We start from the raw sequence: 23039 nt of genomic DNA, 5'->3' as shown, positions 1-23039 counted from the left end.
TTTCATTGCTTAGTTGCATTAATATTCATGGAATTGAAAAGGGGATAGCTATTAATCTGTCAGGTTTTTTCAGCCAACTTGTTGCTGAGATCCGTCGTCGAAAAGTGCTTCCTGTTGTAGTGACTTATGCCGTATCTGGTTGGCTTATTCTGCAAGTGGCTGGGCTCACGTTTGAGCCTTTAGGCGTTCCATCTTGGGGAATTCGAGTTCTCATTATCGTCACGCTTGCTGGCTTTCCTGCGGTGTTTTTTCTAGCTTGGTTGATTGATTTTAAAGAAAAAGGCTTGATGTTTGATTTGCCGCTGTGGCGCAAGGACGATGACTCTCCTCGAACGTCAACAAAATCCAGTCAATTTGCCGCCTTAACATTTTGTGGCGTGATCTTAGCGGGTACGGTTGGCTTGGTTTTTCTCCTGCTTAAACAATTTCCTGAGCCTGCGCCAATCGTCGAAATCAAGAAGTCTGGATTTGCGCAAAATTCTATTGCGGTATTGGCATTTGAGAATTTCGATGGCAATGTGGAATCAGATTACTTCGCTTCGGGCTTAGCTGAAGAAATCCTAAATTTTTTGGCTGGCATGCACGAGCTCAATGTTGCCGCACGAACCTCCTCTTTCCGTTTTCGCGGCAAGCAAATCGATATTCGTGAAGTGGCCACCCTGTTGAATGTTAAAATGGTACTCGAGGGCAGTGTCCGCCGCGAGGGTGATCGGATCCGCATGACCGCCCAGTTAATTGACGGTGAAAATGGCTTCCATATTTGGAGCAAAACCTACGATCGTAAATTAGATGACATTTTTGCCATTCAACGAGAGATAGCCGCTGCGGTGGTCAATGAGTTGAAAATCGCACTATCGGTAGATTCTGAAAATCGTCTACAAGAACAACAAACTGAGAATATCGAAGCCTATATTTTCTATTTGCAAGGACGGGAAAAGCTACGTAGTTCCCAAGATGCCGATGTGATGATTGTGGCTAAACAGCTTTTTCAACAAGCTTTGGATGTGGACCCGTCTTTTTCTCGTTCTTATGCTGGTATTTGTGCCGCCAACCTGCGGCTTTACGAAATATCAAATAGTGTTGAAGATTTCTCGAGCGCGGAGCAGGCGTGTGAAAAAGCCCAAGCGCTAAATAAGGATCTTAGCAGCGAGGTGAAAGTGGCCCTAGGACGACTATATCGCTTTCGAGGTTGGTACGAAAAAGCTATCGAGGAACTCAATCTAGCAATCTCCTCCTCACCCGATGAAGTAGATGCCTACATCGAACTTGGTGAAGTGTTGTTATTGCAAAGCAACTATAAACAAGCTGAAGTGGCCTTTTCGCGAGCGGTGGATCTTAAGCGAAATTACTGGAAGGCCCATGAAGCCTTAGCCAACTATTATTATGCCACTGAGCAGTACCGAAAATCCGCTCAGGCTTACGAGGTTGTTACACGCTTGACACCAGACTCCGCTCTTGGTTTTGGTGGTTTGGGCGCGGCTTATTGGATGTTGGGTGATACTACTCGCGCTCTGCAGGCTTATGAAACCTCATTGCAGTTAAAACCCAGCAGACAAGCTTATACTAATATTGGTATCTCTTATTATTATGTTGGTGAATACCAAAAAGCGGTGGAGATGCATCAAAAAGCGTTGGAGTTTGCGCCTGATGACCATCGAATCTGGGGGCGGCTGGCTGAAAATTATCGTTTTCTTGCCGGTAAACAACGCTTGGCAGAAGACGCCTATCAGCGGGCCGCTAAACTTGCGCAAGCGAATTTGCGTATCAACAACGAAGACTGGCTTACGCGCGCCATGCTTGGGTTATATTACGCCCATCTAGAACGTACAAAAGATGCGATGCTACTCATGGAAATCGCTCTAGAACAGTCCCATCGAAACCCCGAAGTCCTTTATCTTTATGCGCTGGTGTTACTACAACAGGGCAACACGGTTGGTGCAATCGAGGCATTGCTTGAAACCATAAAGCAAGACGATTACTACCGAAAAGTCATTGACCAAGATCCAGATTTAAAAGTGCTTAAAGGTCACCCTGATTTCATCTCAGGTTTAGCCAACCAGTAGTTGTGTTGGCGATGGTGGGTACTTACTTTTGTTTAGCACTATTGATCAATTTTCACTTTCAACTTTTCCATTGGGTCAAGTTAGCGCATAATACTCGGCCCATTCGCAATATTTGATGATTCGTGAAAGCAGTTCCCGGTAAAAAAACAGACGACAAAATTGAAAAGTTAAAGATTCCGCCTCATTCGATGGAGGCAGAACAGTCTGTGCTTGGAAGTATGTTGATTGCCCCTGACTCTTGGGACAAAGTTGCAGAGGTGGTAGTCGAAGAAGATTTCTATAATCGCTCGCACAGAACCATCTTTAGAGGCATTTTACGTTTACTTGCGAATAATCTACCGGTCGATATCATCACCGTTTCTGAAGAACTTGAAAACCACGATGAACTCGAAGAAGCCGGCGGTTTCGCTTATTTAGGTGAGTTAGCGCAAAATACGCCGAGTGCCGCAAACGTGGTGGCCTACGCCGAAATTATCAAAGAGCGCGCGATTACGCGTGAGTTAATCGGTGTTGCCCATACGATTGCCGATATTGGCTATAACCCAGAAGGTCGCGATAGCAGCGAAATTCTTGATCTTGCCGAGTCTAAAGTATTTGAAATTGCTGAAAAGCGAACCGGCGAAAACGAAGGTCCAAAGGACGTTGAAGCCGTTTTGGGTAAAACCATCGATCGCCTTGAAGCGCTGATCAAAACCAATAAAGAAGTTACCGGTGTTTCTACCGGCTACACCGACTTAGATAAGAAGACCAGTGGCTTGCAGCCATCGGATTTGATCATTGTGGCAGCACGTCCGTCGATGGGTAAAACCACCTTTGCGATGAACTTGTGTGAAAACGCCATGTTGCTGGAAGAAAAGCCAGTGTTGGTGTTCTCGCTAGAGATGCCTGCAGAGCAGATCATGATGAGGATGTTGGCATCCCTAAGCCGCGTCGATCAAACTAAGATCCGTACTGCCCAGTTAGACGATGAAGATTGGGCACGCATCTCTAACACCATGGCCATGCTCAAAGATAAAGACAATTTATTTGTTGATGATTCATCAGGTTTGACCCCCATGGAAGTGCGTACTCGCGCACGCAAACTCGCACGTGAGCGTGGCGGCATCAGCATGATCATGATCGATTATCTGCAATTAATGCGGGTGCCTTCATTAAGTGACAACCGTACCTTGGAAATTGCTGAGATATCTCGTTCATTAAAAGCCCTTGCTAAAGAGTTGGAGGTGCCGGTGGTGGCACTGTCACAGCTCAACCGTAGTCTTGAGCAACGGGCAGACAAACGCCCAGTTAACTCTGACTTGCGGGAATCAGGCTCAATCGAGCAAGATGCCGATTTGATCATGTTCATTTATCGCGATGAGGTATACAACGAGAATACTGACTTAAAAGGGATCTCTGAGATCATCTTGGGTAAGCAACGTAATGGTCCTATTGGTACTGTGCGGCTGACTTTCCAAGGCCAGTACTCGCGCTTTGATAACTACGCTGGACCGGCTTTCTCAGAAGAGTAAGCTTGCATCTTTTGGCTGTGGTAATTATCACTACTGGTGATGGCGCGACGAGCTACACCTCTGCATACCTAATCAAACGAAACTAAACTCCGGTTAAGCCATGCCAAATTGGTGGCTGGTAGTTAGTGCAAACAACCCATAATTAGACATAAAAAAAGCGGCTCGAGAGCCGCTTTTTGTTGGATGGTTAAACGCGCTTAGTTACGTTTAACTTTCTCTTTTTTGGTTGCAGTAACACGTGCTTCAATACGACGATTGACTTTATGTGCTTCAGCAGTATTGCTTTCATCTAGTAATTGAGTTTCACCGAAACCTTCAGCAGTTAGTCTTGAAGCATCAATACCGTACTTGTCGATCAATAATTGTCTTACTGCCCGAGCACGTTTCAATGACAATGTCATGTTGTAATCTGCTTTGCCTGGCGCTGATGCATGACCTTCAATGGCAGTTTGCGTGTTTGGAAAGCGATTCATGAAATCGGCAAACTCTTGGAATTTAGGATCGTTCGGGTTACGAATAACATCACTATTATTAGCGAACAATACATTCAAGGTTTCGCGTACTTCAACTTCTTCAAACACACTACAGCCAACCGCATCTACTCTGTCAGTCAGCGGCGTATCTGCACACTGATCTTTGACATCGAGTACACCATCTTGGTCACTGTCAATTTCAAGACTACAGCCTTTTGCACCCACTACAGTGCCTTTAGGTGTATCTGGACACATGTCGATGTCATTTGCTACACCGTCCATGTCTTTATCCCAGTTACAACCTGTGGCATCAACACGTGTGCCTTTAGGCGTGTTTGGACATTGATCTACACCGTTTAATACGCCGTCGCCATCAAGGTCAACACTACAACCGTTGCTGTCTACACGAGCACCAATTGCGGTGTTAGGGCAGCGATCAAGACTGTCATTGACGCCGTCTTGGTCTGCGTCGCCAGGAGCCTTAGGCGCTGAACTCGCACCGAAAGCGTAAGCCAATCCTAACTTAGCACTGACATCATTATAAGCTTGACCGAAATCATGATAAGCCGTGACTTCAGTGATTAACTTTAAGTTTTCGCCTACGTTAAAGTGCTTACCTAAACCAAGGTTGACCATGCCGCCAGATTGAGCCATGTTCAAGTGCTTAAGACCACCGAAAATATATAATAAATCTTCTTCTAGGAAGTACATCGCATCAAAACCAAAGCGTTCTGCTTGATCGTCAACTAAGTTGGCGTCATTCTCTAGACTAATCTTAGAAAATTCAAAACGTCCACCCCAGTTTTCGTCGTGTCTGAAACCGTACTCTAGGCCTAGACCCATACCAGCATCATATGATGTGAAGTCAAAAAATTTATCTTCATCAGGTTTGTAGACTTCAATAAAGCCACCAACCCATTGCTTGTAGTCTGGTTCATCAGCCACAACTGCATGACTTGCAAATGCTGCGATCATACTCGCTGCTATAATTGATTTTTTCATGTTTCCATCCCGTGTGTGTTATTCGTTATTAACTTTAGTTTGAATGAGTAACTATTTCAAATCACTGAAAAAATTTCCCACTCAGTATTCTTTGCCGTTCAGTGTCGCGACTAACTTGCGGTCTCCCCCAGCATCTCTATGCTCCCCGAGATAGATCCCTTGCCAAGTACCGAGTGTCAGCTTACCGTCGGTAATGGGAACAGTCGTGCTGTTCCCAAATATGCTTGCCTTGATGTGAGCAGGCATATCGTCTTCACCTTCGTAGTTATGCAAGTAGTATTCCATTCCTTCGGGAACCATCTTGTTAATGTGTGTTTCCATATCTTTTCTTACTGTAGGATCGGCATTTTCGTTGATAGTGAGGCTGGCGCTGGTATGTTTGATAAAGAGATGTAGTATTCCGACCGAGAAATAGCGTATTTCAGGTAATTGTTTGATGATTTCCGTAGTGATTAGGTGGAAACCTCTAGGGTATTCATTTAGTACTAAATTTTTTTGTATCCACATTGCGACACTTTCCTGTCTGCCTCCGCCTTACTTATTAAAACAAATCTCTAAGTAGGCTGTGCCGCACTCATGAGTAAACGGCATTATCATTTTCGGTCCATCTACTAGATGGTTGATGGAATGGTTTTTACCCGACACAACGATAGGTGTTGCCATGCCAAACTCATGCCCATGTTCTGCTAAAGCAAGTTTAGCACCTCCACAGACCATGTTGGCGATTTCGCCGACCATGTCAGATACGTCGTCATCAATTTCAGTCGGTTTTTCGCCTAGCATGCGATGCATTATTTCTAGCGCAAGTGACTCTTCAAAGGTAATTGAAAGTGACCCTTGAATACTTTCTCCGACCAAACCGATCATGCCGGAAACATCGCCATGGGCAATGGTGTCTGACTTCTTCTTGGGCTTGCCTGGTTTGAGTTCAGTCTGAGCCATGGTTTTAAGTACGTTAGTTAATGAAGCTATAAACGGATTGATAAATTCTACGTTCATATTGTTATAGAGTCCTTTACTTACCTTTATGGATAACGGTTAGTTGAGCGGATCGAAAACGATCAACTTTTATTGGCACAGTGCGCACGTGCCGTGGGCCTCGATGGTTTGTTTGGTTACTTTAAATCCAACCGAGTCAGCCTGTTTGTCGAGTGTTGATTTAAGCCCCTGCGATTGAATTTCTTTGACCTGTCCGCATTGGTCGCAAATCAAAAACTGCACAGGGTGGTTACAATCAAAATGATGGCAAGCAACAAAGGCGTTGGTGGATTCCAGTCGGTGTATCAAGCCGAATTCCAACAGAAAATCTAAGGTTCGGTAAACGGTAGCAGGCTTGGCGCTGGTCTCTGTTTGCTTGAGTTCATCCAACAAATCATAAGCGCCAACGGAGCTGCTTTTATCTAGTAGCAGCTCGTAGACCTTTTCCCGTAAGTGGGTAAACCTTGCGCCTTTTTGTTCACAATATTCGCGCGCTTTAATCAATTGAGACGGGTGCTTCATGATGGCTTACAAAATTCCTAAATCGTCACAGTTGTTTGGCATAAGCGCTAATTAGCTGATCTTCTAGCTCGAAACGCTCTTCTAATTTTTGACCAAGCCGAGATAGCTGCACGTCAAACTCGGATAATTCGCTTTCGTTTGAAATTTCGGCATAACAATCGTTGAAGGCTAATGCATCTTCAGTAGAAGCTGAGATTTTTGGATAAAGTTCATCTTCTAATCTGCTTTGCTCGGCTTGACTATTCGATTCTGCCATAAGTCTATCATAAACTTCGAAGTGACCAGTGGACACGTAGTCAACTAAGGTCTCACAGAAATCTGAGATTGCATTACTTTCAGGAAGCCTTTTATCTTGCCGCTCAGCAGCAGCCAATCCGGCTAATTGACAATATTGTACCAGTAGTTTTTGACGTTCTTGCAACCACGTATCTATCGATTTATGCAGACCGATCCACTGCTGTTTGTTTGCTTCCAACTGGTTTAACACCGTTTTACCTCTTGGGCGAAATGGGTGACGGGAAGTCATTGTAGCACTGGCATCCGTTTTACAAAACTGTGTCGTGCATTATTCGTGCAAACGGCCGAAATAGGTTCAGCAACACAGTCTACCGGTGTAAACTCTGATGTGATTACTATTTTAGGTATTTGTTACTTATGTCTCTTAAAAGAAACACTGGACCGCATCATGCTGATAGATATTGAAAAAATTGATGATATGAAACAAGCCCATTGGATTATTTTCACTGGAGACAGGGTAGTAGCAAATAAGCAACAGTCAGAATTAATTGCTGCCAGTTGGCAGGAATTATCTATCGTGCATCACTATCATGATCAAATTATTTCCCTAGGGGAGCACCAAGGGCTGCCTTGCTTCGCAATCGATGTGGGCAAGGAGCAACTTGAACTTGAAGATTACGAAACCATGAGTTTGCGAGGGGTGTTTTTAAGTCAAAATGAGCCGTTGTTTTTAGCGATAGCCCGAGCATGGCAATGGATATTGTTCCGCCGTACCCACCGGTTTTGCGGTCAATGTGGTAGTGCGATGAATCAAGTCGATTGGGAAATGGCAACGCATTGTCATACCTGCAATCATCGTTGTTACCCGCGTATTTCACCTTGTATTATCGTCGCTATCCGCAAGCAAAATAAGATTCTGTTGGCCCAAGGAAAAGCGCAAAAAGAGCGAAAGATGTTCTCTATTTTGGCGGGATTTGTCGAAAGCGGAGAAAGTTTAGAACAGGCCGTACACCGAGAAGTGTTTGAAGAAGTCGGAATAAAGATAAAAAATCTGCAATATTTTAATAGCCAGCCTTGGCCGTTTCCTCATTCATTGATGATGGGTTTTTTAGCCGAACATGACAGCGGTGAAATTGAAGTTGATGGCAATGAAATTCTTGAAGCCCATTGGTATGATATTGATGAAATGCCTTCGATTCCGCCAAACATCTCCATCGCCGGAAAACTCATTGCCGAAACCGTCAAGCGGATCGCCAAGTAACGCATTAATCACCCACATCAAATGCAGGCGAATCCATATTCAATATGGCTGGTAAAAGTACAATCTTCATGCGGAATTGTTGCGGCAATAAAAAAGCCCTACCGAAGTAGGGCTGGAATTTTTTTAGCGTGGAGGGCTCGTGTAATCGAGCTTCTTGATTGTTTTTATTTTGTAACGCAACGCTGTTATAGCAAACTAGTGAAAGGATTTGCAAGCAATAAATAACAAAAAATAAACAAATTCATCTATTTTTGTAATAAAAGTTGGCAGAATTGAGAACGCGAAAAACGCCCGAATAGCTATTTTTTCGGTATTAAATCGTGCTCTGTCGCGTTAATATGCCGCCTTTTGAACGATGTCATTGCGAGTCATAAAGATCGCGATACCTTAATGGAAGCACCAATGCAGTTAAAAAATGATCGATATCTTCGTGCTTTAATGCGCCAACCTGTTGATTGCACACCAGTTTGGATGATGCGTCAGGCTGGACGTTATTTGCCTGAATATAAGGCAACCAGAGCGCAAGCTGGGGACTTTATGTCGCTATGCAAAAACGCAGAACTGGCCTGTGAAGTGACATTGCAACCTTTACGTCGTTTTAAGTTAGATGCCGCTATTTTGTTTTCAGATATTTTGACCATTCCTGACGCTATGGGATTGGGGTTGTATTTTGAAGCTGGCGAAGGTCCTAAATTTGAATCACCACTGAGCAGTTATGCTCAGATTGACGCGCTAGCCATACCTGATCCTGAAGATGAATTGGGTTATGTGATGAATGCGGTGCGCACGATCCGCAAGAATCTTAACGGTGAAGTACCATTAATCGGTTTTTCTGGCAGCCCATGGACCTTAGCTACTTACATGATTGAAGGTGGTTCAAGCAAAGCTTTTACTAAAATCAAAAAAATGGCGTTTGCTGACCCAAGAAGTTTACACCTGTTATTAGACAAGTTGGCCGACTCGGTCATTTTGTATCTTAATGCACAAATTAAAGCCGGTGCCCAATCGGTAATGGTATTTGATACTTGGGGTGGGGTCTTATCGCCTCGAGATTACAAACTCTTTTCGTTGCAATACATGCACAAAATTGTCGACGGTCTGATCCGTGAGCACGATGGGCAGCGTGTGCCGGTGACCTTGTTTACTAAGAATGGTGGCATGTGGCTGGAGTCTATTGCCGAGACAGGCTGCGATGCAATTGGGTTGGATTGGACCATTGATATTGCCGATGCTAGACGTCGAGTTGGGGATAAAGTTGCCCTGCAAGGAAACATGGACCCATCCATGCTTTATGCGCAACCAGAACGTATTGAGCAAGAAGTTGAGTTGATCCTAGATGGATATGGAAAAGGTAGCGGTCATGTGTTTAATCTTGGCCATGGTATTCATCTTGATGTGCCGCCTGAAAACGCAGGTGTGTTTGTCGACGCGGTCCACAAGTTAAGTGTTAAATACCATCAAGACTGAGTCTGTATTTCTTTCCAGCCTATAGTAGATAGCAGGTGAGCACAGGCTCATTTGCTTTCTAGTGCAATCTTATGATGTTCAAGCATCTCGGGGTAAACCCTTGTCGATACTTCTCACTAATCTTTGACGCAATCTTATTGGAATACTCGTGTCGGTAGCTTGCTGCGCGCGCTGGGTTTGTTGCTCTATTGCCCACTGGATATGCTCCGCCACTAAAGGCGATGCATGTGGTAAAGAATTATTCAGTAATTCTACAATACGCTGGTCGTAATCTGCATTACCTAGTGCTACCGCAATATTGCGCTGCCATTTTTGAAAACCAATACGCCGAATCGGCGAACCTTCGGTATTGTGTAAAAAGGCGGTTTCATCCCAACTGAAAAGGGTGATTAATTTTTCACTTTTCATTCCCTCTCTGGAGAAAAAGTCGGATTCTTCGGTCAGGTTTGCATAGCGATTCCACGGACAGATTAATTGACAATCGTCACAACCGTATATTCTGTTGCCCATTAACGGCCTGAGTTGTTCAGGGATCGCACTGTCATGTTCGATGGTCAAATACGAGATGCATTTACGTGCATCTACTTGATAAGGCGCGACTATGGCGCCAGTTGGACAAATGGTTAAACAGGCGGTACAGGTGCCGCACTTTTCCTCTACGGGCTGATCGATGGGAAGTGGTATGTTGACAAAAAGCTCACCAAGGAAAAACCAAGAGCCTGCCGATTCGTTAATTGTTAAGGTGTGCTTTCCTGTCCAACCTAATCCGGCTTTTTCAGCCAGAGCGTGCTCTAATACTGGGGCCGAATCGACAAAAGGACGAAATGCCAAACCTTCGAACTGCTGTGCTATTTTTTGGCCCAGTTGCTTTAATCGATTTCTGACTAATTTATGGTAATCCCTGCCATGAGCATAGCGACTGATATAGGCAATCTCGCTACGTTTTAAATCGGTGGCGAAGCTAGCATCAGGAGGTAAGTAGTCCATGCGCACGCTGATAACCCGGCAAGTACCAGGAAGCAACTCTGCGGGATCGATACGTTTTTCTTGATTGCGTTCAAAAAACGCCATATCGCCGTGATAACCCTTTTCAATCCAATTTTGCAGGTGAGCTTGGTGAGCGGAAACGTCGGTATCACAGATCCCCACTTGCTGAAATCCTAGCGCTTTGCCCCACTCCTTGATATTTTGGCTAAGTTGGTCGAGAAATTGTGGAGTAAAATGTGTCACAGCGATCCTTAAGCGCTCAATTATCTGCGCAAAGATTACCACAAAACCTGTATTCATCGCAGTCAGTAAAAGACGGTGAAGTGCTTTGTGCTAAACAACATGCCATCAGTATGTATCAATTGATGGAAGAGGCTGGCAATGCTGCTAGTAAGTGGCTATGTCAGCAGATTACACCGCACAGCAAAGTCGTTGTGGTGGTCGGTACTGGCAATAATGGCGGCGATGGGTATGTGGCAGCCAAGCAACTATTGAAGCAAGGCTATGCCGTTAAATTGTGCTCAGTTGCGCCAACGAAAACCTTAATGGGTGAAGCGCAGACGGCACGACTAGCGTGGCTGGAGGCAGGCGAAAAGATTGCTGATGCATTGCAACAAGATTTTACTGAGTTTGATGTGATCTTAGATGCCTTGCTCGGCACCGGGTTACAAGGAAAAGTACGCGATGACTATCAAGATGTTATTGAAGCTATCAATGCCAGTGGTGTTGAGGTGTTTAGCATCGATGTCCCATCTGGCATAGATGCGGATACGGGCGCGAGCCTAGGTGCCAGCGTTGTGGCTAAATCGACTATCACTTTTATTGGCATTAAATCGGGGTTAGTCACCGGTAATGGCAAACAACACACTGGAACGCTTAGCGTTTCCCCCTTGTCTATTGGCGATACGTTTTGTTCTACAGTCACCGCAAGCGGCAGGTTAATTAGCTATGCCTGTTTTGCCCCCTTGCCGCAAAGAGCGCTTAACAGTCACAAGGGCGATCACGGCAAACTTGTGTGCATTGGTGGTAACAAAGGTACCGCCGGAGCCATTAGATTAAGTGCCGAGGCGGCTTTGCGCTGCGGGGCAGGTCTGGTCAAAGTGTATTGCCATGCCAATAGCGTGTCGAGCGTGTTACAAGGCCGTCCTGAAATTATGGCCAGCGATCAGCACCTATCACAAATGCTGGACTGGGCAGATTGCATAGTCATGGGGCCCGGGCTTGGACAAGACGCGTGGAGTCGCGAATGCTTCAATCAGGTGTTGAGCTACTTGGTGCATCATGACAAATCCGTGGTGCTGGATGCGGATGGGCTGAATTTACTGACGCAGCATAAAGAGAAATTGCAACTAACCAATTTTATTATTACCCCACACGCTGGTGAAGCCGCACGATTGATTGACTCAACCGCAGTGCAGGTAGAAGCAGACCGATATAAATCGGCAACTTTACTGCAACAACAATACGCGGCCACTTGTATACTCAAAGGGCCAGGCAGCGTTATTCGGCATGGCCGAGGGACCTTTGTGTGTAGTGATGGCAATCCGGGTATGTCCACTGCCGGCATGGGCGACCTGCTATCTGGTGTGTTAGGCGCAATGATGGCGCAAGGCATGCACAGTGAAGATGCGGGTGTGTATGGTACCTGTTTGCACTCGGCGGCGGCCGATAGGGCTGCCGAAGACCTAGGTCAACGTGGTATGATAGCTGGCGATCTGCTGCCGTATTTAAGAAAATTGGTGAACTAGGAAAATAACCTCAATCTATGAACCTGTCTTACTTTTTAGAGAATGAACACGCCACTGAAGCCTTTGCAGCCTCAGTGGCTAAATTATGTACTGAGCACACCGTCATTTACCTCAGTGGTGATCTTGGCGCTGGAAAAACCTCTTTTAGTCGTGGTTTTTTGCATGGTAGGGGCTTTGAAGGTAATGTTAAAAGCCCTACCTATACGCTAGTAGAGCCCTATCAGGTGGGCGATTGGCGTATATTCCATTTCGATTTATACCGGCTTTCTGATCCTGAAGAGTTGGAATTTATGGGGATCCGTGATTATTTTGCCGCCGATACCTTGTGCCTTATCGAATGGCCCGATAAAGGCGCGGGTCTATTGGCATCTGCCGATTTAGCGATTAGTATAGGTTATGAGGCCGAAGGTCGACGCATTACCGTCGAGGCGACTAGCACCTTGGGCACAAAAATTGTCGAACAATTATAATAAGAAGAATGAATAGACTCATGTTAAGCGCTTTAAGGTATGCAAGTTACACTTTCATAGTGTGGCTTTTTGCCGCTGCCTGTTATGCGCAAAATAGCATTGAAGCCTTGCGCCTGTGGCCCTCGCCTACTAATACCCGAGTGGTGTTAGACTTAACCGAACAACCTGAATACTCCTATTTCACGTTGTCTAATCCTGAGCGCTTAGTGATCGATTTGGCCGATACCAAAGGCACTATCGATTTAGCGTCGCAAGCCAACTCTAGCCCCTTGGTGAAAAAAGTGCGTTACAGCACCGCCAAAAATAAAACCTCGGTCAGAGTGGTGCTGGAACTGAGTAAAAAGCTCAACACCGAAATATTTGCATTACCGCCCACGGCCCCTTACAAAAACCGATTGGTTATCGATTTAAGTGATACCTCAGAAGCAACGGCACAACAGGCCGTGATGACCTCTGATAATTCGACTCGAGACCGAGATATTATTATTGCCATCGATGCAGGGCACGGTGGTGAGGATCCTGGCTCTATAGGTAGAAAAGGCTCCTATGAAAAAAATGTCACTTTAAGTATCAGCAAAAAACTCGCCAATTTAATTGACCAAGAGCCCGGACTTAGAGCCGTAATGACCCGTACTGGTGACTATTACATTTCGCCCAATCAACGACCTGAAATTGCTCGAAAGAATAAAGCCGATTTATTTATCTCGATTCACGCCGATGCCTTTACTACACCACAACCTAGAGGCGCTTCAGTATGGGTGTTGTCGATGGGCCGAGCCAACTCTGAGTTGGGACGGTGGATGGAAAGAACAGAAAGGCATTCAGAATTACTCGGTGGCGCGGCAGAAGTCATCCAAGATACGGTCAGTGAACGTTATTTGGCTCAGGCGCTGCTGGATATGTCGATGGATCATTCATTGACCACCAGTTATGACATAAGCCGAAATGTGATTGCCCAACTTAAAAAAGTCACTAAGCTGCACAAGAAGCAACCTCAGGCAGCGAGTCTGGCGGTACTGACGTCACCGGATATTCCATCGTTGTTGGTAGAGGTCGGGTTCATTTCAAATCCCACGGAAGAAAAGAACCTTAACTGGGCAAAACATCGGCAAAAATTAGCGGAATCGGTTTTTAAAGCCGTTAAACAATACTTTAAAAAATTGCCTCCAGATGGCACCTTGTGGGCGAATAACGCGCGCTCTGAAAAACGTACGCATCGGGTATCCAGTGGCGAGTCGTTATCATTGCTTGCCAAACGTTACAACGTTAGGATAAACGACATCAAAGAAGCAAACAATTTACGCAGTGATACAGTGCGTATTGGTCAAGTATTGACCATTCCTAGTACTTAAAACTCTCTTTACTTCAAAGGTTTACTTTGCCAATACATATACTTTCCAATCAGTTGGCTAACCAGATTGCCGCTGGTGAAGTGGTTGAACGCCCCTCATCAGTGGTCAAGGAGCTGGTGGAGAATAGTCTTGATGCTGGCGCAACTCAGATCGAAATTGAAATCGAAAGAGGTGGACACAAGCGTATTGCGATCCGTGACAATGGCTGTGGTATTGTCAAAGAAGAGCTTGAACTTGCGCTCAGTCGACATGCAACTAGCAAGATAAGCGAGTTAGCTGATCTGGAATCCATTGCCAGCTTGGGATTTAGAGGCGAGGCTTTAGCCAGTATCAGTTCAGTGTCTAGATTAACGCTCACCTCAAAACCCGCAGATCAAGAACAAGCTTGGCAGGCCTGTGCTGAAGGGCGCGATATGCAGGTCGTGGTACAGCCAGCCGCACATCCCAATGGCACCAGTATTGATGTGGTTGATTTGTTTTTTAATACCCCAGCAAGACGCAAATTTCTGCGTACCGAAAAAACCGAATTTGCGCATATTGATGAGGTGATTAAGCGCATCGCCTTGAGCCGATTTGATGTCAGCATCGTGCTAAAACATAACGGCAAGGTGTTACGCAAATACGCAGCGTCGCCTAAAGAAAGTCAAAAACAGACGCGGGTGAATGCCATCTACGGTAATCAATTCGCGCAACAGGCACTGCAGGTCAACAGTCAATATGATGGTATGCAACTTCATGGTTGGTTGTCAGCGCCCGGCGTGGGACGCGCGCAAAACGATCTTCAATACGTGTACGTTAATGGCAGAATGATGCGTGATAAGCTTATTAACCATGCCATAAGACAGGCCTATGAGGGGGGGATTGCGCCCGGAACGCATGCTGCTTTCGTTCTTTATTTAACCTTGGATCCAGAACAGGTAGATGTAAACGTTCATCCTGCAAAACATGAAGTGCGCTTTCATCAATCACGGCTGGTCCACGATTTTATCTATCGCGTGATATCTCAAGCGCTCAATCAATCATTCGCTGAGCCTTCAATCGACCCGATTGATACGGCAGTTGAACAGCCTGATAGCAATAATGCCCAACAACTAGAACACGCTCAGCCAAGTCATCAGTACATCCGTCCTTTGCGTCCAATTGAAACTCAGTCTTCGTCTGGGGTAGGGCAGACACAAAACCACAGTGTTGATGCTGCACTCCCCCATGTTGACCGACAAACATCGGCGCATTTTCAAAGCCGGCCTGCAAAACCCTCGGCCCAAGCCTCTAAAAATTATGCGCAACTGATGGGGCAAGTAAACGAACGAGCCGATATTCAAGAGCCGCCATTAGGCTTATGGGTAAACCAACAATATTGCATCATTCAGTACCATGAGCGTTTTCTATCGGTGGATGGTTACCACTTGAATAAGTGCAAGCTGATTGCGCACTTTGCGCAGCAAGCGCCCGTTAAACAGCCGTTACTGATGCCGGTTTCAGTCACTGTCCCTGCCAAGTTCAAAACACATTTTGATAAGGTTGCCGCACCTTTATTGGACGTTGGAGTAGACTTATCTGTTGTGAATCAGCGCTTGTTGCTTAAGCAAGTACCGTCAGGCATGCGCTCGTTTGATTGGTCGTCGGCACTGAGTGCCTTGGTCGAGAAGATTCAACAGCCAGAGATAACGGCCGAAGGTATTCAGGATGCGTTGTGGAGCATATTAGCAAAATATCAGTTTCAAACTATGTCTATAGAACATCAAAATGGGCTTATTCAGTGGTTGCTGACGCAAGCAAATGTGGAATATCTCTTAACCCAATGCGCCAAACCTATCCCCTTGTCAGACTGGCTGGAGACCCTGTATGAGTGATGACAAAAGCAACTCACAGCCGTTGGCTATTTTTTTAATGGGCCCAACGGCTTCGGGTAAAACCGATTTGGCCATGCGCCTTTGCGAGACCTTACCTTGTGATGTGATCAGTGTTGATTCGGCGCTAATTTACCGCCAAATGGACATTGGCACCGCCAAACCCTCAAAACAAGAACTCGCCAAAGTCCCGCACCGCCTGATTGATATTCTCGATCCAAGTGAGGTGTATTCGGTGGCAAGTTTCCGACGTGATGCGATCCAAGCTATGCAAGAAATCGCAAGCCAAGGTCGGATACCACTGCTGGTGGGGGGCACCATGATGTATTTCAAAAGTCTAGTGGATGGCTTGTCACCTTTACCTCAATCCGATGAAAAAGTTCGACAGCAAATATTGCAACAAGTCGAACTCATGGGCTGGGAGAAACTTCACCAACAATTAGGCGAGATCGATCCGGTTTCTGCGCAGCGTATTCATCCCAATGATCCGCAGCGACTCTTAAGAGCGCTGGAAGTCTATCAAATCAGTGGTAAAACCATGACTGAATTGACCCAGCAAAAATCAGAACCGCTACCATTTAGGGTAAAAGAATTTGCCATCATACCCCCTGATCGCGCTATACTCCATCAGCGCATTGAAACACGATTTCTAACGATGTTAGAACAGGGCTTCGAACGCGAAGTTAGCCACCTCATGGCGCGCGGTGATTTGCATCTTGATATGCCATCAATGCGCTGTGTTGGATACCGCCAAATGTGGCAGTATTTACAAGGCGACATAGTTAAAACAGAAATGATCAATCGTGGTATTGCGGCTACCAGACAGCTTGCAAAGCGACAATTAACGTGGCTAAGAGGTTGGCAAAACCTGAATTTATTGGATGGGGTTGAAAAAGACAGTTTGACTACCATTACTAAACTCAGCAATACTGTGCTCTAGTCGCAACTATACAGCCCCGAGAATTACTGTATACTTTGTGTCGCAGGTGAAAACCATAATAAAAATAAAAGGATAAGGAAAAGTGATGGCTAAGGGGCAATCTTTACAAGACCCGTTTTTAAACGCGCTAAGAAAAGAACGTATTCCAGTCTCAATTTATCTCGTCAACGGGATCAAGTTACAAGGTCAAGTTGAGTCATTTGACCAATTTGTGATCCTGTTAAAAAATACTGTGAGTCAGATGGTGTATAAGCACGCCATTTCGACTGTAGTGCCTTCAAGAGCAATCAATATGTCCACAGGCCTACAGCCCGATTCTGACGGCAGTGAGTAGACCTTTTTAGGAGAAAAGCTTGTTTGACCGTTATGAAGCAGGCGAGCAGGCTGTTTTAGTTCATATCGATTTCTCTGATGATTCGAGTAAAGAAGATCTGCACGAGTTGCAAATGCTTGTTTCGTCAGCTGGTGTCAATGCTGTTGATATCATTACAGGTGCACGCCAAGCCCCACATCCGAAGTACTTTACCGGAAGTGGCAAAGCTGAAGAGATAGCCAACTCGGTGCGCGCTAATGGTGCCGACGTGGTTATTTTTAACCATCCACTATCCCCATCTCAAGAACGTAACCTAGAAGCGCTATGCAAATGCCGAGTGCTTGATAGAACCGGTCTTATCTTGGATATTTTTGCGCAACGAGCGAGAACCCATGAAGGTAAGTTGCAGGTTGAGCTGGCGCAGTTGCGTCACATATCAACGCGACTGATCCGAGGCTGGACCCACTTGGAGCGGCAAAAAGGTGGAATAGGTTTGCGGGGGCCAGGTGAGACGCAGTTGGAAACCGATAGACGATTACTCCGAGCTCGTATCAAAAGTATCTTACGTCGACTTGCCAAGGTGCAAAAGCAGCGAGAACAAGGCCGCCGTGCGCGAAAACGTGCTGAAATGCCAACACTTTCATTAGTGGGGTACACCAATGCGGGTAAGTCCACCTTGTTTAATACCATTACCGGCGCAGACGTCTATGCCGCAGACCAACTCTTTGCTACTTTGGATCCCACGCTGAGGAAAATCCAATTACAAGATGTTGGGCCAGTGATACTGGCCGACACTGTGGGTTTCATTCGCCATCTACCCCATGATCTGGTTGCTGCGTTTAAAGCAACGCTGCAAGAGACCCAGGAAGCAGACTTGCTACTGCACGTGGTGGATTATTCAGATGAGCAATATTTAGAAAATGTCGATCAGGTCAATGATGTGCTTGAAGAGATCGAAGCTTCTGAGATCCCACAATTAACGATTTGTAACAAAATAGACCGGTTAGATGGCGTTGAGCCACACATTGACCGTAACGATGACGGTGTTCCTATTCGTGTCTGGTTATCGGCGCAACAGCAAAAGGGCATTGATTTATTATTTATCGCCCTCACTGAATGTTTATCTAAGAGTATGGTTCAATTTACATTACGTATTCCCCCCAAAGAAGGTAAACTTCGAGGTGCCTTGTTTGGCATGAACTGTATAGCGTCTGAATCATATGCTGAAGACGGTGATTGGCTAGTGGATATCAGGATGCCGACCAGTGACTGGAATCGTCTAGAAAAAAGAACAGAGATCGATTTGTCTAGTTTGGTCGTTAAACACTAAGAATTTTAGATTTGTTAGTTTTGTATAAGCCAGAATTTGGTGATAAACATCAAATAGGTGCAGTTTTAGATTTAATTATTTTGGAGAGTAATGATGGCTTGGAATGAGCCCGGTGGTAATAATAACGATCCGTGGAAAAATAAAGGCGGCCGTGATCAAGGTCCACCTGATTTGGATGACATTTTTAAAAACTTATTTGCAAAGATAAGTAAAGGCGGTGGCGGATCATCAGGCGGTAATAGCGTTGGTGGTATCGGCATAACCGTGGTTGTAGTGGCATTACTGGTTATCTGGTTCATCAGTGGTTTCTATACCATTCGTGAAGCTGAACGTGGTGTGGTTTTACGTTTTGGCGAATTCAGTCAATTCGTTGAGCCGGGCTTACGCTGGAAACCGACCTTCATTGATACTGTTTATCCAGTTAACGTACAGTCGATTAACTCTATGCCATCGGAAGGCAGCATGCTGACCGAAGACGAAAATGTCGTTGGTGTAGAAATGGAAGTTCAATACCGCATTGTAGAGCCGTTTAAATACCGCTTTGCTGTGACTGAACCTGAGCAGAGTTTGAATCAAGCGCTCAATAGTGCCATTCGCTATGTAGTCGGTCACTCGACCATGAATGACATCTTGACCAGTGGACGTGAGTTAGTACGTCAACAAGTTTGGCAAGAATTAGAAGCCATCATTGAGCCTTACGATATGGGCATATCGATTGTGGATATCAACTTTAAAGACGCTCGCCCGCCCAATCAAGTGCGTGAAGCCTTTGATGATGCGATTGCGGCGCAAGAAGATGAACAACGTTTTATTCGTGAAGCCGAAGCTTATGCCAGAGAAATTGAGCCCAGAGCGCGTGGTCAGGTTAATCGTATGGCTGAAGAAGCTCAAGCGTATAAAGAGCGAGTGACGTTGGAAGCGCGCGGTGAAGTTGCCCGATTCCAAGAACTATTACCTCAATATGTAGCGGCACCCGTGGTGACCCGTCAGCGTATTTACCTGGAAACCATGGAGCAGGTATATTCAAATACCAGCAAGATCATGGTCGACAACAAAGGCAGTGGCAACATGATGTATTTGCCTTTGGATAAAATTCTTGAGAATCAAAACAACAAAGTTCAACGAAACAGTTCTCGAAGCACCCTAGAAGGTTTACAACAAAATGGCGCTGCTGCAACGCAAAGCTCTAATTCTTCACCCAGTAGCACCCTTCGTGGTGATCGCACGCGGACAGGGAGAGACTAAAATATGAAAAATATTGGTTTAATTATAATTGTATTGTTAATTGTCACTGGTTTCGGCGCGTTGTTTGTTGTTGAAGAAGGTGAAAAAGCCATTGTTATCCAGTTTGGTAAAGTGCAACGTGATGCCCAAGGCGATACGGTTGTGTTTGATCCTGGCTTGCATTTTAAGATCCCTTTAATTGATCGCGTAGTGCATTTAGACGCTCGTATTCAAACCTTAGATGATCAAGCAGATCGATTTGTAACTGCAGAGAAAAAAGATCTGATCGTTGACTCTTACGTGAAGTGGAAGATAAAAGATTTTGCTACTTACTACTTATCAACCGGTGCCAATAAATTGCAAGCGGAAGCCTTACTTAAGCAAAAAGTAAACAACGGTTTGCGTTCTGAATTTGGTACACGGACTATTTCGCAAATAGTATCAGGTGAGCGTTCTGAGTTAATGGACGAAGCAATGACGCAAGCATCAAGTAGCTCTGATGAGTTAGGCATTGAGATTGTTGATGTCCGCGTTAAGCAAATTAACTTGCCGCAGGAAGTCAGTAATTCGATTTTCCAACGTATGCGCGCCGAACGTGAAGCGGTTGCCAGAGAACACCGTTCAGAAGGCCGTGAGCAAGCTGAAGTGATTAGAGCGAATGTTGATGCCAAAGTAACAGTTATGTTGGCAGATGCGGAAAGAAGTCTTCGTGCAGTCAAAGGTGAAGGGGATGCGCAAGCTGCTAAAATATATGCAGATACCTATTCTCAAAGCCCTGAGTTCTTCGCTTTCTTAAGAAGTATGGATGCGTACAAGGCGAGCTTTAATGACAAGCAAGATGTACTTATTGTCGAGCCGGATAGTGACTTCTTCCGATATATGAAAGATAGTTCTGGCAAACGCAACTAAGCATGCGTTATGTTTAAAAGGCGCCGACTAGGCGCCTTTTTGCTTTGTAAACAGCACTAAAATTATTTCACTCATAGAGCAAGGCATCGGTATTATCATGACGGAATTTGTAATTAGAAAGGCAACTTTGAACGACTTTGGACAGATTAAGAAGTTGAATGATGATTTTGTTAATTTTACCAGTCCGATGGATTTGCCAAAGTTGGAACAATTGCACAATATCAGCGCTTACCATCGCGTGATTGAGTCGCACTCTGCAGAGGCAACAGCTGGTGACAACAAGGTCGTTGGATTCATGCTTGTTATGGCGCCAAAATGTCAGTATCAAAGTGAAAACTATCAGTGGTTTGATCGACGATATCAAAACTTTTTATACGTAGATCGTGTGGTCATAGATAAATCGGTACAAGGTATCGGCTTAGGACGACGTTTATATGATGATCTGTTTCACCATGCCAGAACATATAAAATTGGCCACATATGTGCAGAATTTAATCTTATTCCAGCCAATCCAATTTCAGCCGCGTATCATAAATCTTTTGGCTTCCACCAAGTAGGCCGACTAAGTAATGACGATCAATCTAAAGTGGTTTCCATGCAAATCGCCAATGCCATGTAGGTGTTAGGTGTAAAAGTGGTGCAACTAATAAAAAAGGGAGTTTAACGTGCGTAAGGTAGTCGTTTTTAACAAATCCAAAAAATGGTGGCACGAGAGCCCTGATATCCAGTTGCTAAATAATCAAATTGCTGACATTGAAAGTGATGGCTGGTCTGTGGTATCCGTATCAGCCAACACCAACCTTTTTGGCATTATATCCTCGTATACCATTTTGATTGAGTTAATAGAGTGAGTACAGCTAACAATCCAATCAACTGAGCTGCTTCGTCGCTGGACACATACTCGCTGGCTGTGGTTCGTGCCTTACATAGTTAGGCCATGTGTTTGAGCAATCTACTAGGGAAGTTATATTGCTTTTAACATGGCCTGTCGACCTACTGTCGTGTGAATTTCGTAACCGACAATTAACATAAGCACAGATAGTTTTCTCGCGCACAGGTAAGGAGACGAAATGATAGTTAAACGTCTAAGAGAAAAACAAAACTGGTCACAAAAGCAACTCGCGACGTTGAGCGGTTTAAGTACTAGAACCATTCAACGAATAGAGAGCGGAAACAAAGCCAGCTTAGAATCTCTTAAATCCCTTGCCTCTGTGTTTGAAATTGACATTTCTAAACTTCAAGAGGAAATTATCGTGATAGACAAAACATCAAATGATGGGAACAAAGAACCCGTAATTGAAAAGTTAGCATTCCTAAGGTGCTTATGAAAAACTTAGCTTCGATCACGTTTTTAGTGTTTTTAGTACCTTTTCTAGGTAAGCAATATCTACCTGAGTTTTTTTCACTTTGGTACATGCAATGGTTTGTTCTAGCAGCATTTATATCTCTAAGTGTTTTACTTCCTTTCGGGTTTGCAAAGAGCCTCCTTATTCCTAAATACAAGCAACAGTCGTATTTGTTCCTATTACTATTTTTACTTGTTTCTGCTTTAAATACTGTGAGTTACAATGGCTTTGATACAATCAATACTATATTTACAATTTCAAATAGTACTCAGTCTATTCCAAAGCAGGCTTCAATCGCGGCTGTTGAGCATGAAAAAGCTAATGTTAGAGAAGCTATGGCGCAGGCAATTTATTTAGAGCATGGGCTTTCGATAGTTTACAAAGATTCTTCTAATGAGCTTAATTTATACAAGCCGACAACATTAGATGAGCAAAAATACAATGAAGCTCATATTACTGCCGAAAAAGCTAAAACGCTCATAGCACAAGTTACAGCGCAAAAAAAAGAGGTTATGTATGCTCTATTATGGCTTCACTTGAGTTTCTTTGTAATTTTCTTAACTACATTTGCTTGGGGACGTCGAAAAGCTAGCAGGGTAGCCGGAGGTCTCTAACCTCCAGCCCCACAATACCCTGCATGGAGCTCCGCACAGGGCGCTTCACTTAGAGTAGTGAAGAGCAATCCAGCTGAACATAATTAAGACACCCATTTTAAAAATAACAAAACTCTAGTCCAGTTTTACCCAGACACCCACTTCAAAAATGGTTAAACCGCTATTTTGTTCTATGCTTTAGGGTAACCAAACAACCAAGGATGGTCTGTTATGCCCCAACCACGTAAAAACCAAATCAGTTTAATTGATACTCCTTACTACCACTGTGTTTCACGCTGTGTTCGTCGCTCTTTTTTGTGCGGTGAAGATAGCTTTACGGGACAAAGCTTTGAGCATCGCCGGGCGTGGGTGGAAAAACGTTTGTTATTTTTAGCGTCAGTGTTCGCCATTGATATTTGTGCGTATGCGGTGATGAGTAATCATACCCATGTGGTGCTGTGTG

24 protein-coding genes are annotated in these 23039 nt (G+C 44.8%); 18 read left to right on the top strand and 6 right to left on the bottom strand.

What is annotated here, in order from left to right:
* Positions 1-5 precede the first annotated feature (5 nt).
* Both ABD036_RS17705 and dnaB read left to right on the top strand, forming a co-directional pair.
* A complete protein-coding gene (locus tag ABD036_RS17705; RefSeq protein WP_343862332.1) occupies positions 6-2063 on the top strand; it encodes a tetratricopeptide repeat protein in 2058 nt (685 codons plus the stop codon).
* A 122-nt stretch (positions 2064-2185) separates the two neighbouring features.
* Entirely contained in the window at positions 2186-3574 is a 1389-nt protein-coding gene (gene dnaB / locus ABD036_RS17700) for a replicative DNA helicase (protein ID WP_343862330.1), read from the top strand.
* Positions 3575-3771: 197 nt separating this feature from the next.
* Here the strand turns inward: dnaB and ABD036_RS17695 are convergent, their stop codons facing one another.
* The 5 genes from ABD036_RS17695 to rsd form a co-directional block, all read right to left on the bottom strand.
* Positions 3772-5049, bottom strand: coding sequence for an OmpA family protein (locus ABD036_RS17695; RefSeq protein WP_343862328.1), 1278 nt, complete (start codon positions 5047-5049; stop codon positions 3772-3774).
* Positions 5050-5130: 81 nt separating this feature from the next.
* Positions 5131-5556 (bottom strand): secondary thiamine-phosphate synthase enzyme YjbQ, encoded by a 426-nt coding sequence (locus ABD036_RS17690; RefSeq protein WP_343862326.1) that lies wholly within the window; start codon positions 5554-5556, stop codon positions 5131-5133.
* A gap of 27 nt (positions 5557-5583) precedes the next feature.
* Positions 5584-6048 carry a chemotaxis protein CheX gene (locus ABD036_RS17685; RefSeq protein WP_343862324.1) on the bottom strand — a complete coding sequence of 155 codons (465 nt, stop codon included), beginning with the start codon at positions 6046-6048 and terminating at the stop codon, positions 5584-5586.
* A gap of 69 nt (positions 6049-6117) precedes the next feature.
* Positions 6118-6549, bottom strand: coding sequence for a transcriptional repressor (locus tag ABD036_RS17680; protein ID WP_343862322.1), 432 nt, complete (start codon positions 6547-6549; stop codon positions 6118-6120).
* A 25-nt stretch (positions 6550-6574) separates the two neighbouring features.
* On the bottom strand, positions 6575-7075 hold the full coding sequence (gene rsd, locus ABD036_RS17675) for a sigma D regulator (protein WP_343862320.1): 501 nt from the start codon (positions 7073-7075) through the stop codon (positions 6575-6577).
* A gap of 159 nt (positions 7076-7234) precedes the next feature.
* Here rsd and nudC point away from each other — a divergent pair, with 159 nt between their 5' ends.
* Both nudC and hemE read left to right on the top strand, forming a co-directional pair.
* Positions 7235-8047, top strand: coding sequence for an NAD(+) diphosphatase (nudC, locus tag ABD036_RS17670; protein ID WP_343862318.1), 813 nt, complete (start codon positions 7235-7237; stop codon positions 8045-8047).
* Between the two features lie 402 nt (positions 8048-8449).
* Complete coding sequence (hemE, locus tag ABD036_RS17665) at positions 8450-9514, top strand: uroporphyrinogen decarboxylase (protein WP_343862317.1); 1065 nt, start codon at positions 8450-8452, stop codon at positions 9512-9514.
* Between the two features lie 78 nt (positions 9515-9592).
* Here hemE and queG read toward each other — a convergent pair whose 3' ends face one another.
* A complete protein-coding gene (gene queG / locus ABD036_RS17660) occupies positions 9593-10744 on the bottom strand; it encodes a tRNA epoxyqueuosine(34) reductase QueG (protein WP_343862316.1) in 1152 nt (383 codons plus the stop codon).
* Here queG and ABD036_RS17655 point away from each other — a divergent pair.
* The 14 genes from ABD036_RS17655 to ABD036_RS17590 all read left to right on the top strand — a co-directional run.
* Complete coding sequence (locus ABD036_RS17655; protein WP_343862315.1) at positions 10738-12249, top strand: NAD(P)H-hydrate dehydratase; 1512 nt, start codon at positions 10738-10740, stop codon at positions 12247-12249. The two genes, queG and ABD036_RS17655, sit on opposite strands and share 7 nt — an antisense overlap.
* A gap of 17 nt (positions 12250-12266) precedes the next feature.
* Positions 12267-12719 (top strand): tRNA (adenosine(37)-N6)-threonylcarbamoyltransferase complex ATPase subunit type 1 TsaE, encoded by a 453-nt coding sequence (gene tsaE / locus ABD036_RS17650; RefSeq protein ID WP_343862314.1) that lies wholly within the window; start codon positions 12267-12269, stop codon positions 12717-12719.
* Between the two features lie 8 nt (positions 12720-12727).
* Positions 12728-14071 (top strand): N-acetylmuramoyl-L-alanine amidase, encoded by a 1344-nt coding sequence (locus ABD036_RS17645; RefSeq protein ID WP_425542586.1) that lies wholly within the window; start codon positions 12728-12730, stop codon positions 14069-14071.
* A 26-nt stretch (positions 14072-14097) separates the two neighbouring features.
* Positions 14098-15924 (top strand): DNA mismatch repair endonuclease MutL, encoded by a 1827-nt coding sequence (mutL, locus tag ABD036_RS17640; RefSeq protein ID WP_343862312.1) that lies wholly within the window; start codon positions 14098-14100, stop codon positions 15922-15924.
* Positions 15917-16861 carry a tRNA (adenosine(37)-N6)-dimethylallyltransferase MiaA gene (gene miaA, locus ABD036_RS17635; protein ID WP_343862311.1) on the top strand — a complete coding sequence of 315 codons (945 nt, stop codon included), beginning with the start codon at positions 15917-15919 and terminating at the stop codon, positions 16859-16861. Before mutL ends, miaA begins: the two co-directional genes overlap by 8 nt.
* Positions 16862-16946: 85 nt before the next feature.
* On the top strand, positions 16947-17195 hold the full coding sequence (gene hfq / locus ABD036_RS17630; RefSeq protein ID WP_343862309.1) for an RNA chaperone Hfq: 249 nt from the start codon (positions 16947-16949) through the stop codon (positions 17193-17195).
* Positions 17196-17214: 19 nt separating this feature from the next.
* Positions 17215-18504: a ribosome rescue GTPase HflX gene (gene hflX, locus ABD036_RS17625; RefSeq protein WP_343862307.1), complete on the top strand. Its 1290-nt coding sequence runs from the start codon at positions 17215-17217 to the stop codon at positions 18502-18504.
* 93 nt (positions 18505-18597) lie between these two features.
* A complete protein-coding gene (gene hflK / locus ABD036_RS17620; protein WP_343862371.1) occupies positions 18598-19749 on the top strand; it encodes an FtsH protease activity modulator HflK in 1152 nt (383 codons plus the stop codon).
* 3 nt (positions 19750-19752) lie between these two features.
* Positions 19753-20637 carry a protease modulator HflC gene (hflC, locus tag ABD036_RS17615; protein ID WP_343862305.1) on the top strand — a complete coding sequence of 295 codons (885 nt, stop codon included), beginning with the start codon at positions 19753-19755 and terminating at the stop codon, positions 20635-20637.
* A gap of 97 nt (positions 20638-20734) precedes the next feature.
* Positions 20735-21256: a GNAT family N-acetyltransferase gene (locus tag ABD036_RS17610; protein ID WP_343862303.1), complete on the top strand. Its 522-nt coding sequence runs from the start codon at positions 20735-20737 to the stop codon at positions 21254-21256.
* 46 nt (positions 21257-21302) lie between these two features.
* Complete coding sequence (locus ABD036_RS17605) at positions 21303-21488, top strand: hypothetical protein (protein WP_343862301.1); 186 nt, start codon at positions 21303-21305, stop codon at positions 21486-21488.
* 219 nt (positions 21489-21707) lie between these two features.
* Complete coding sequence (locus tag ABD036_RS17600; RefSeq protein WP_343862299.1) at positions 21708-21965, top strand: helix-turn-helix domain-containing protein; 258 nt, start codon at positions 21708-21710, stop codon at positions 21963-21965.
* The gene (locus ABD036_RS17595; protein ID WP_343862297.1) at positions 21962-22597 is read left to right on the top strand and encodes a hypothetical protein; all 636 of its coding nucleotides are present in this window, start codon (positions 21962-21964) and stop codon (positions 22595-22597) included. The genes ABD036_RS17600 and ABD036_RS17595 overlap by 4 nt, the downstream gene beginning before the upstream one ends.
* Positions 22598-22807: 210 nt before the next feature.
* On the top strand, positions 22808-23039 hold a 232-nt coding region (locus ABD036_RS17590; RefSeq protein WP_486274193.1), incomplete at its 3' end, for a transposase.

The organism is Aliiglaciecola litoralis (assembly GCF_039523355.1).
GTDB lineage: Bacteria > Pseudomonadota > Gammaproteobacteria > Enterobacterales > Alteromonadaceae > Aliiglaciecola > Aliiglaciecola litoralis.
The sequence above is the reverse complement of the archived record's forward strand: the minus strand, read 5'-3'. Positions and strand labels throughout refer to the sequence as shown.

What these genes read in the sequence shown, in the direction of transcription:
- ABD036_RS17690 (WP_343862326.1), bottom strand. Translation starts at nt 5,556, where the DNA reads ATGTGGATACAAAAAAATTTAGTACTAAATGAATACCCTAGAGGTTTC.
- ABD036_RS17680 (WP_343862322.1), bottom strand. Translation starts at nt 6,549, where the DNA reads ATGAAGCACCCGTCTCAATTGATTAAAGCGCGCGAATATTGTGAACAA.
- hflK (WP_343862371.1), top strand. Translation starts at nt 18,598, where the DNA reads ATGGCTTGGAATGAGCCCGGTGGTAATAATAACGATCCGTGGAAAAAT.
- ABD036_RS17645 (WP_425542586.1), top strand. Translation starts at nt 12,728, where the DNA reads ATGAATAGACTCATGTTAAGCGCTTTAAGGTATGCAAGTTACACTTTC.
- ABD036_RS17610 (WP_343862303.1), top strand. Translation starts at nt 20,735, where the DNA reads ATGACGGAATTTGTAATTAGAAAGGCAACTTTGAACGACTTTGGACAG.
- ABD036_RS17695 (WP_343862328.1), bottom strand. Translation starts at nt 5,049, where the DNA reads ATGAAAAAATCAATTATAGCAGCGAGTATGATCGCAGCATTTGCAAGT.
- tsaE (WP_343862314.1), top strand. Translation starts at nt 12,267, where the DNA reads ATGAACCTGTCTTACTTTTTAGAGAATGAACACGCCACTGAAGCCTTT.
- hflC (WP_343862305.1), top strand. Translation starts at nt 19,753, where the DNA reads ATGAAAAATATTGGTTTAATTATAATTGTATTGTTAATTGTCACTGGT.
- nudC (WP_343862318.1), top strand. Translation starts at nt 7,235, where the DNA reads ATGCTGATAGATATTGAAAAAATTGATGATATGAAACAAGCCCATTGG.
- miaA (WP_343862311.1), top strand. Translation starts at nt 15,917, where the DNA reads ATGAGTGATGACAAAAGCAACTCACAGCCGTTGGCTATTTTTTTAATG.
- ABD036_RS17685 (WP_343862324.1), bottom strand. Translation starts at nt 6,048, where the DNA reads ATGAACGTAGAATTTATCAATCCGTTTATAGCTTCATTAACTAACGTA.
- rsd (WP_343862320.1), bottom strand. Translation starts at nt 7,075, where the DNA reads ATGACTTCCCGTCACCCATTTCGCCCAAGAGGTAAAACGGTGTTAAAC.
- hemE (WP_343862317.1), top strand. Translation starts at nt 8,450, where the DNA reads ATGCAGTTAAAAAATGATCGATATCTTCGTGCTTTAATGCGCCAACCT.
- ABD036_RS17600 (WP_343862299.1), top strand. Translation starts at nt 21,708, where the DNA reads ATGATAGTTAAACGTCTAAGAGAAAAACAAAACTGGTCACAAAAGCAA.
- hfq (WP_343862309.1), top strand. Translation starts at nt 16,947, where the DNA reads ATGGCTAAGGGGCAATCTTTACAAGACCCGTTTTTAAACGCGCTAAGA.
- ABD036_RS17595 (WP_343862297.1), top strand. Translation starts at nt 21,962, where the DNA reads ATGAAAAACTTAGCTTCGATCACGTTTTTAGTGTTTTTAGTACCTTTT.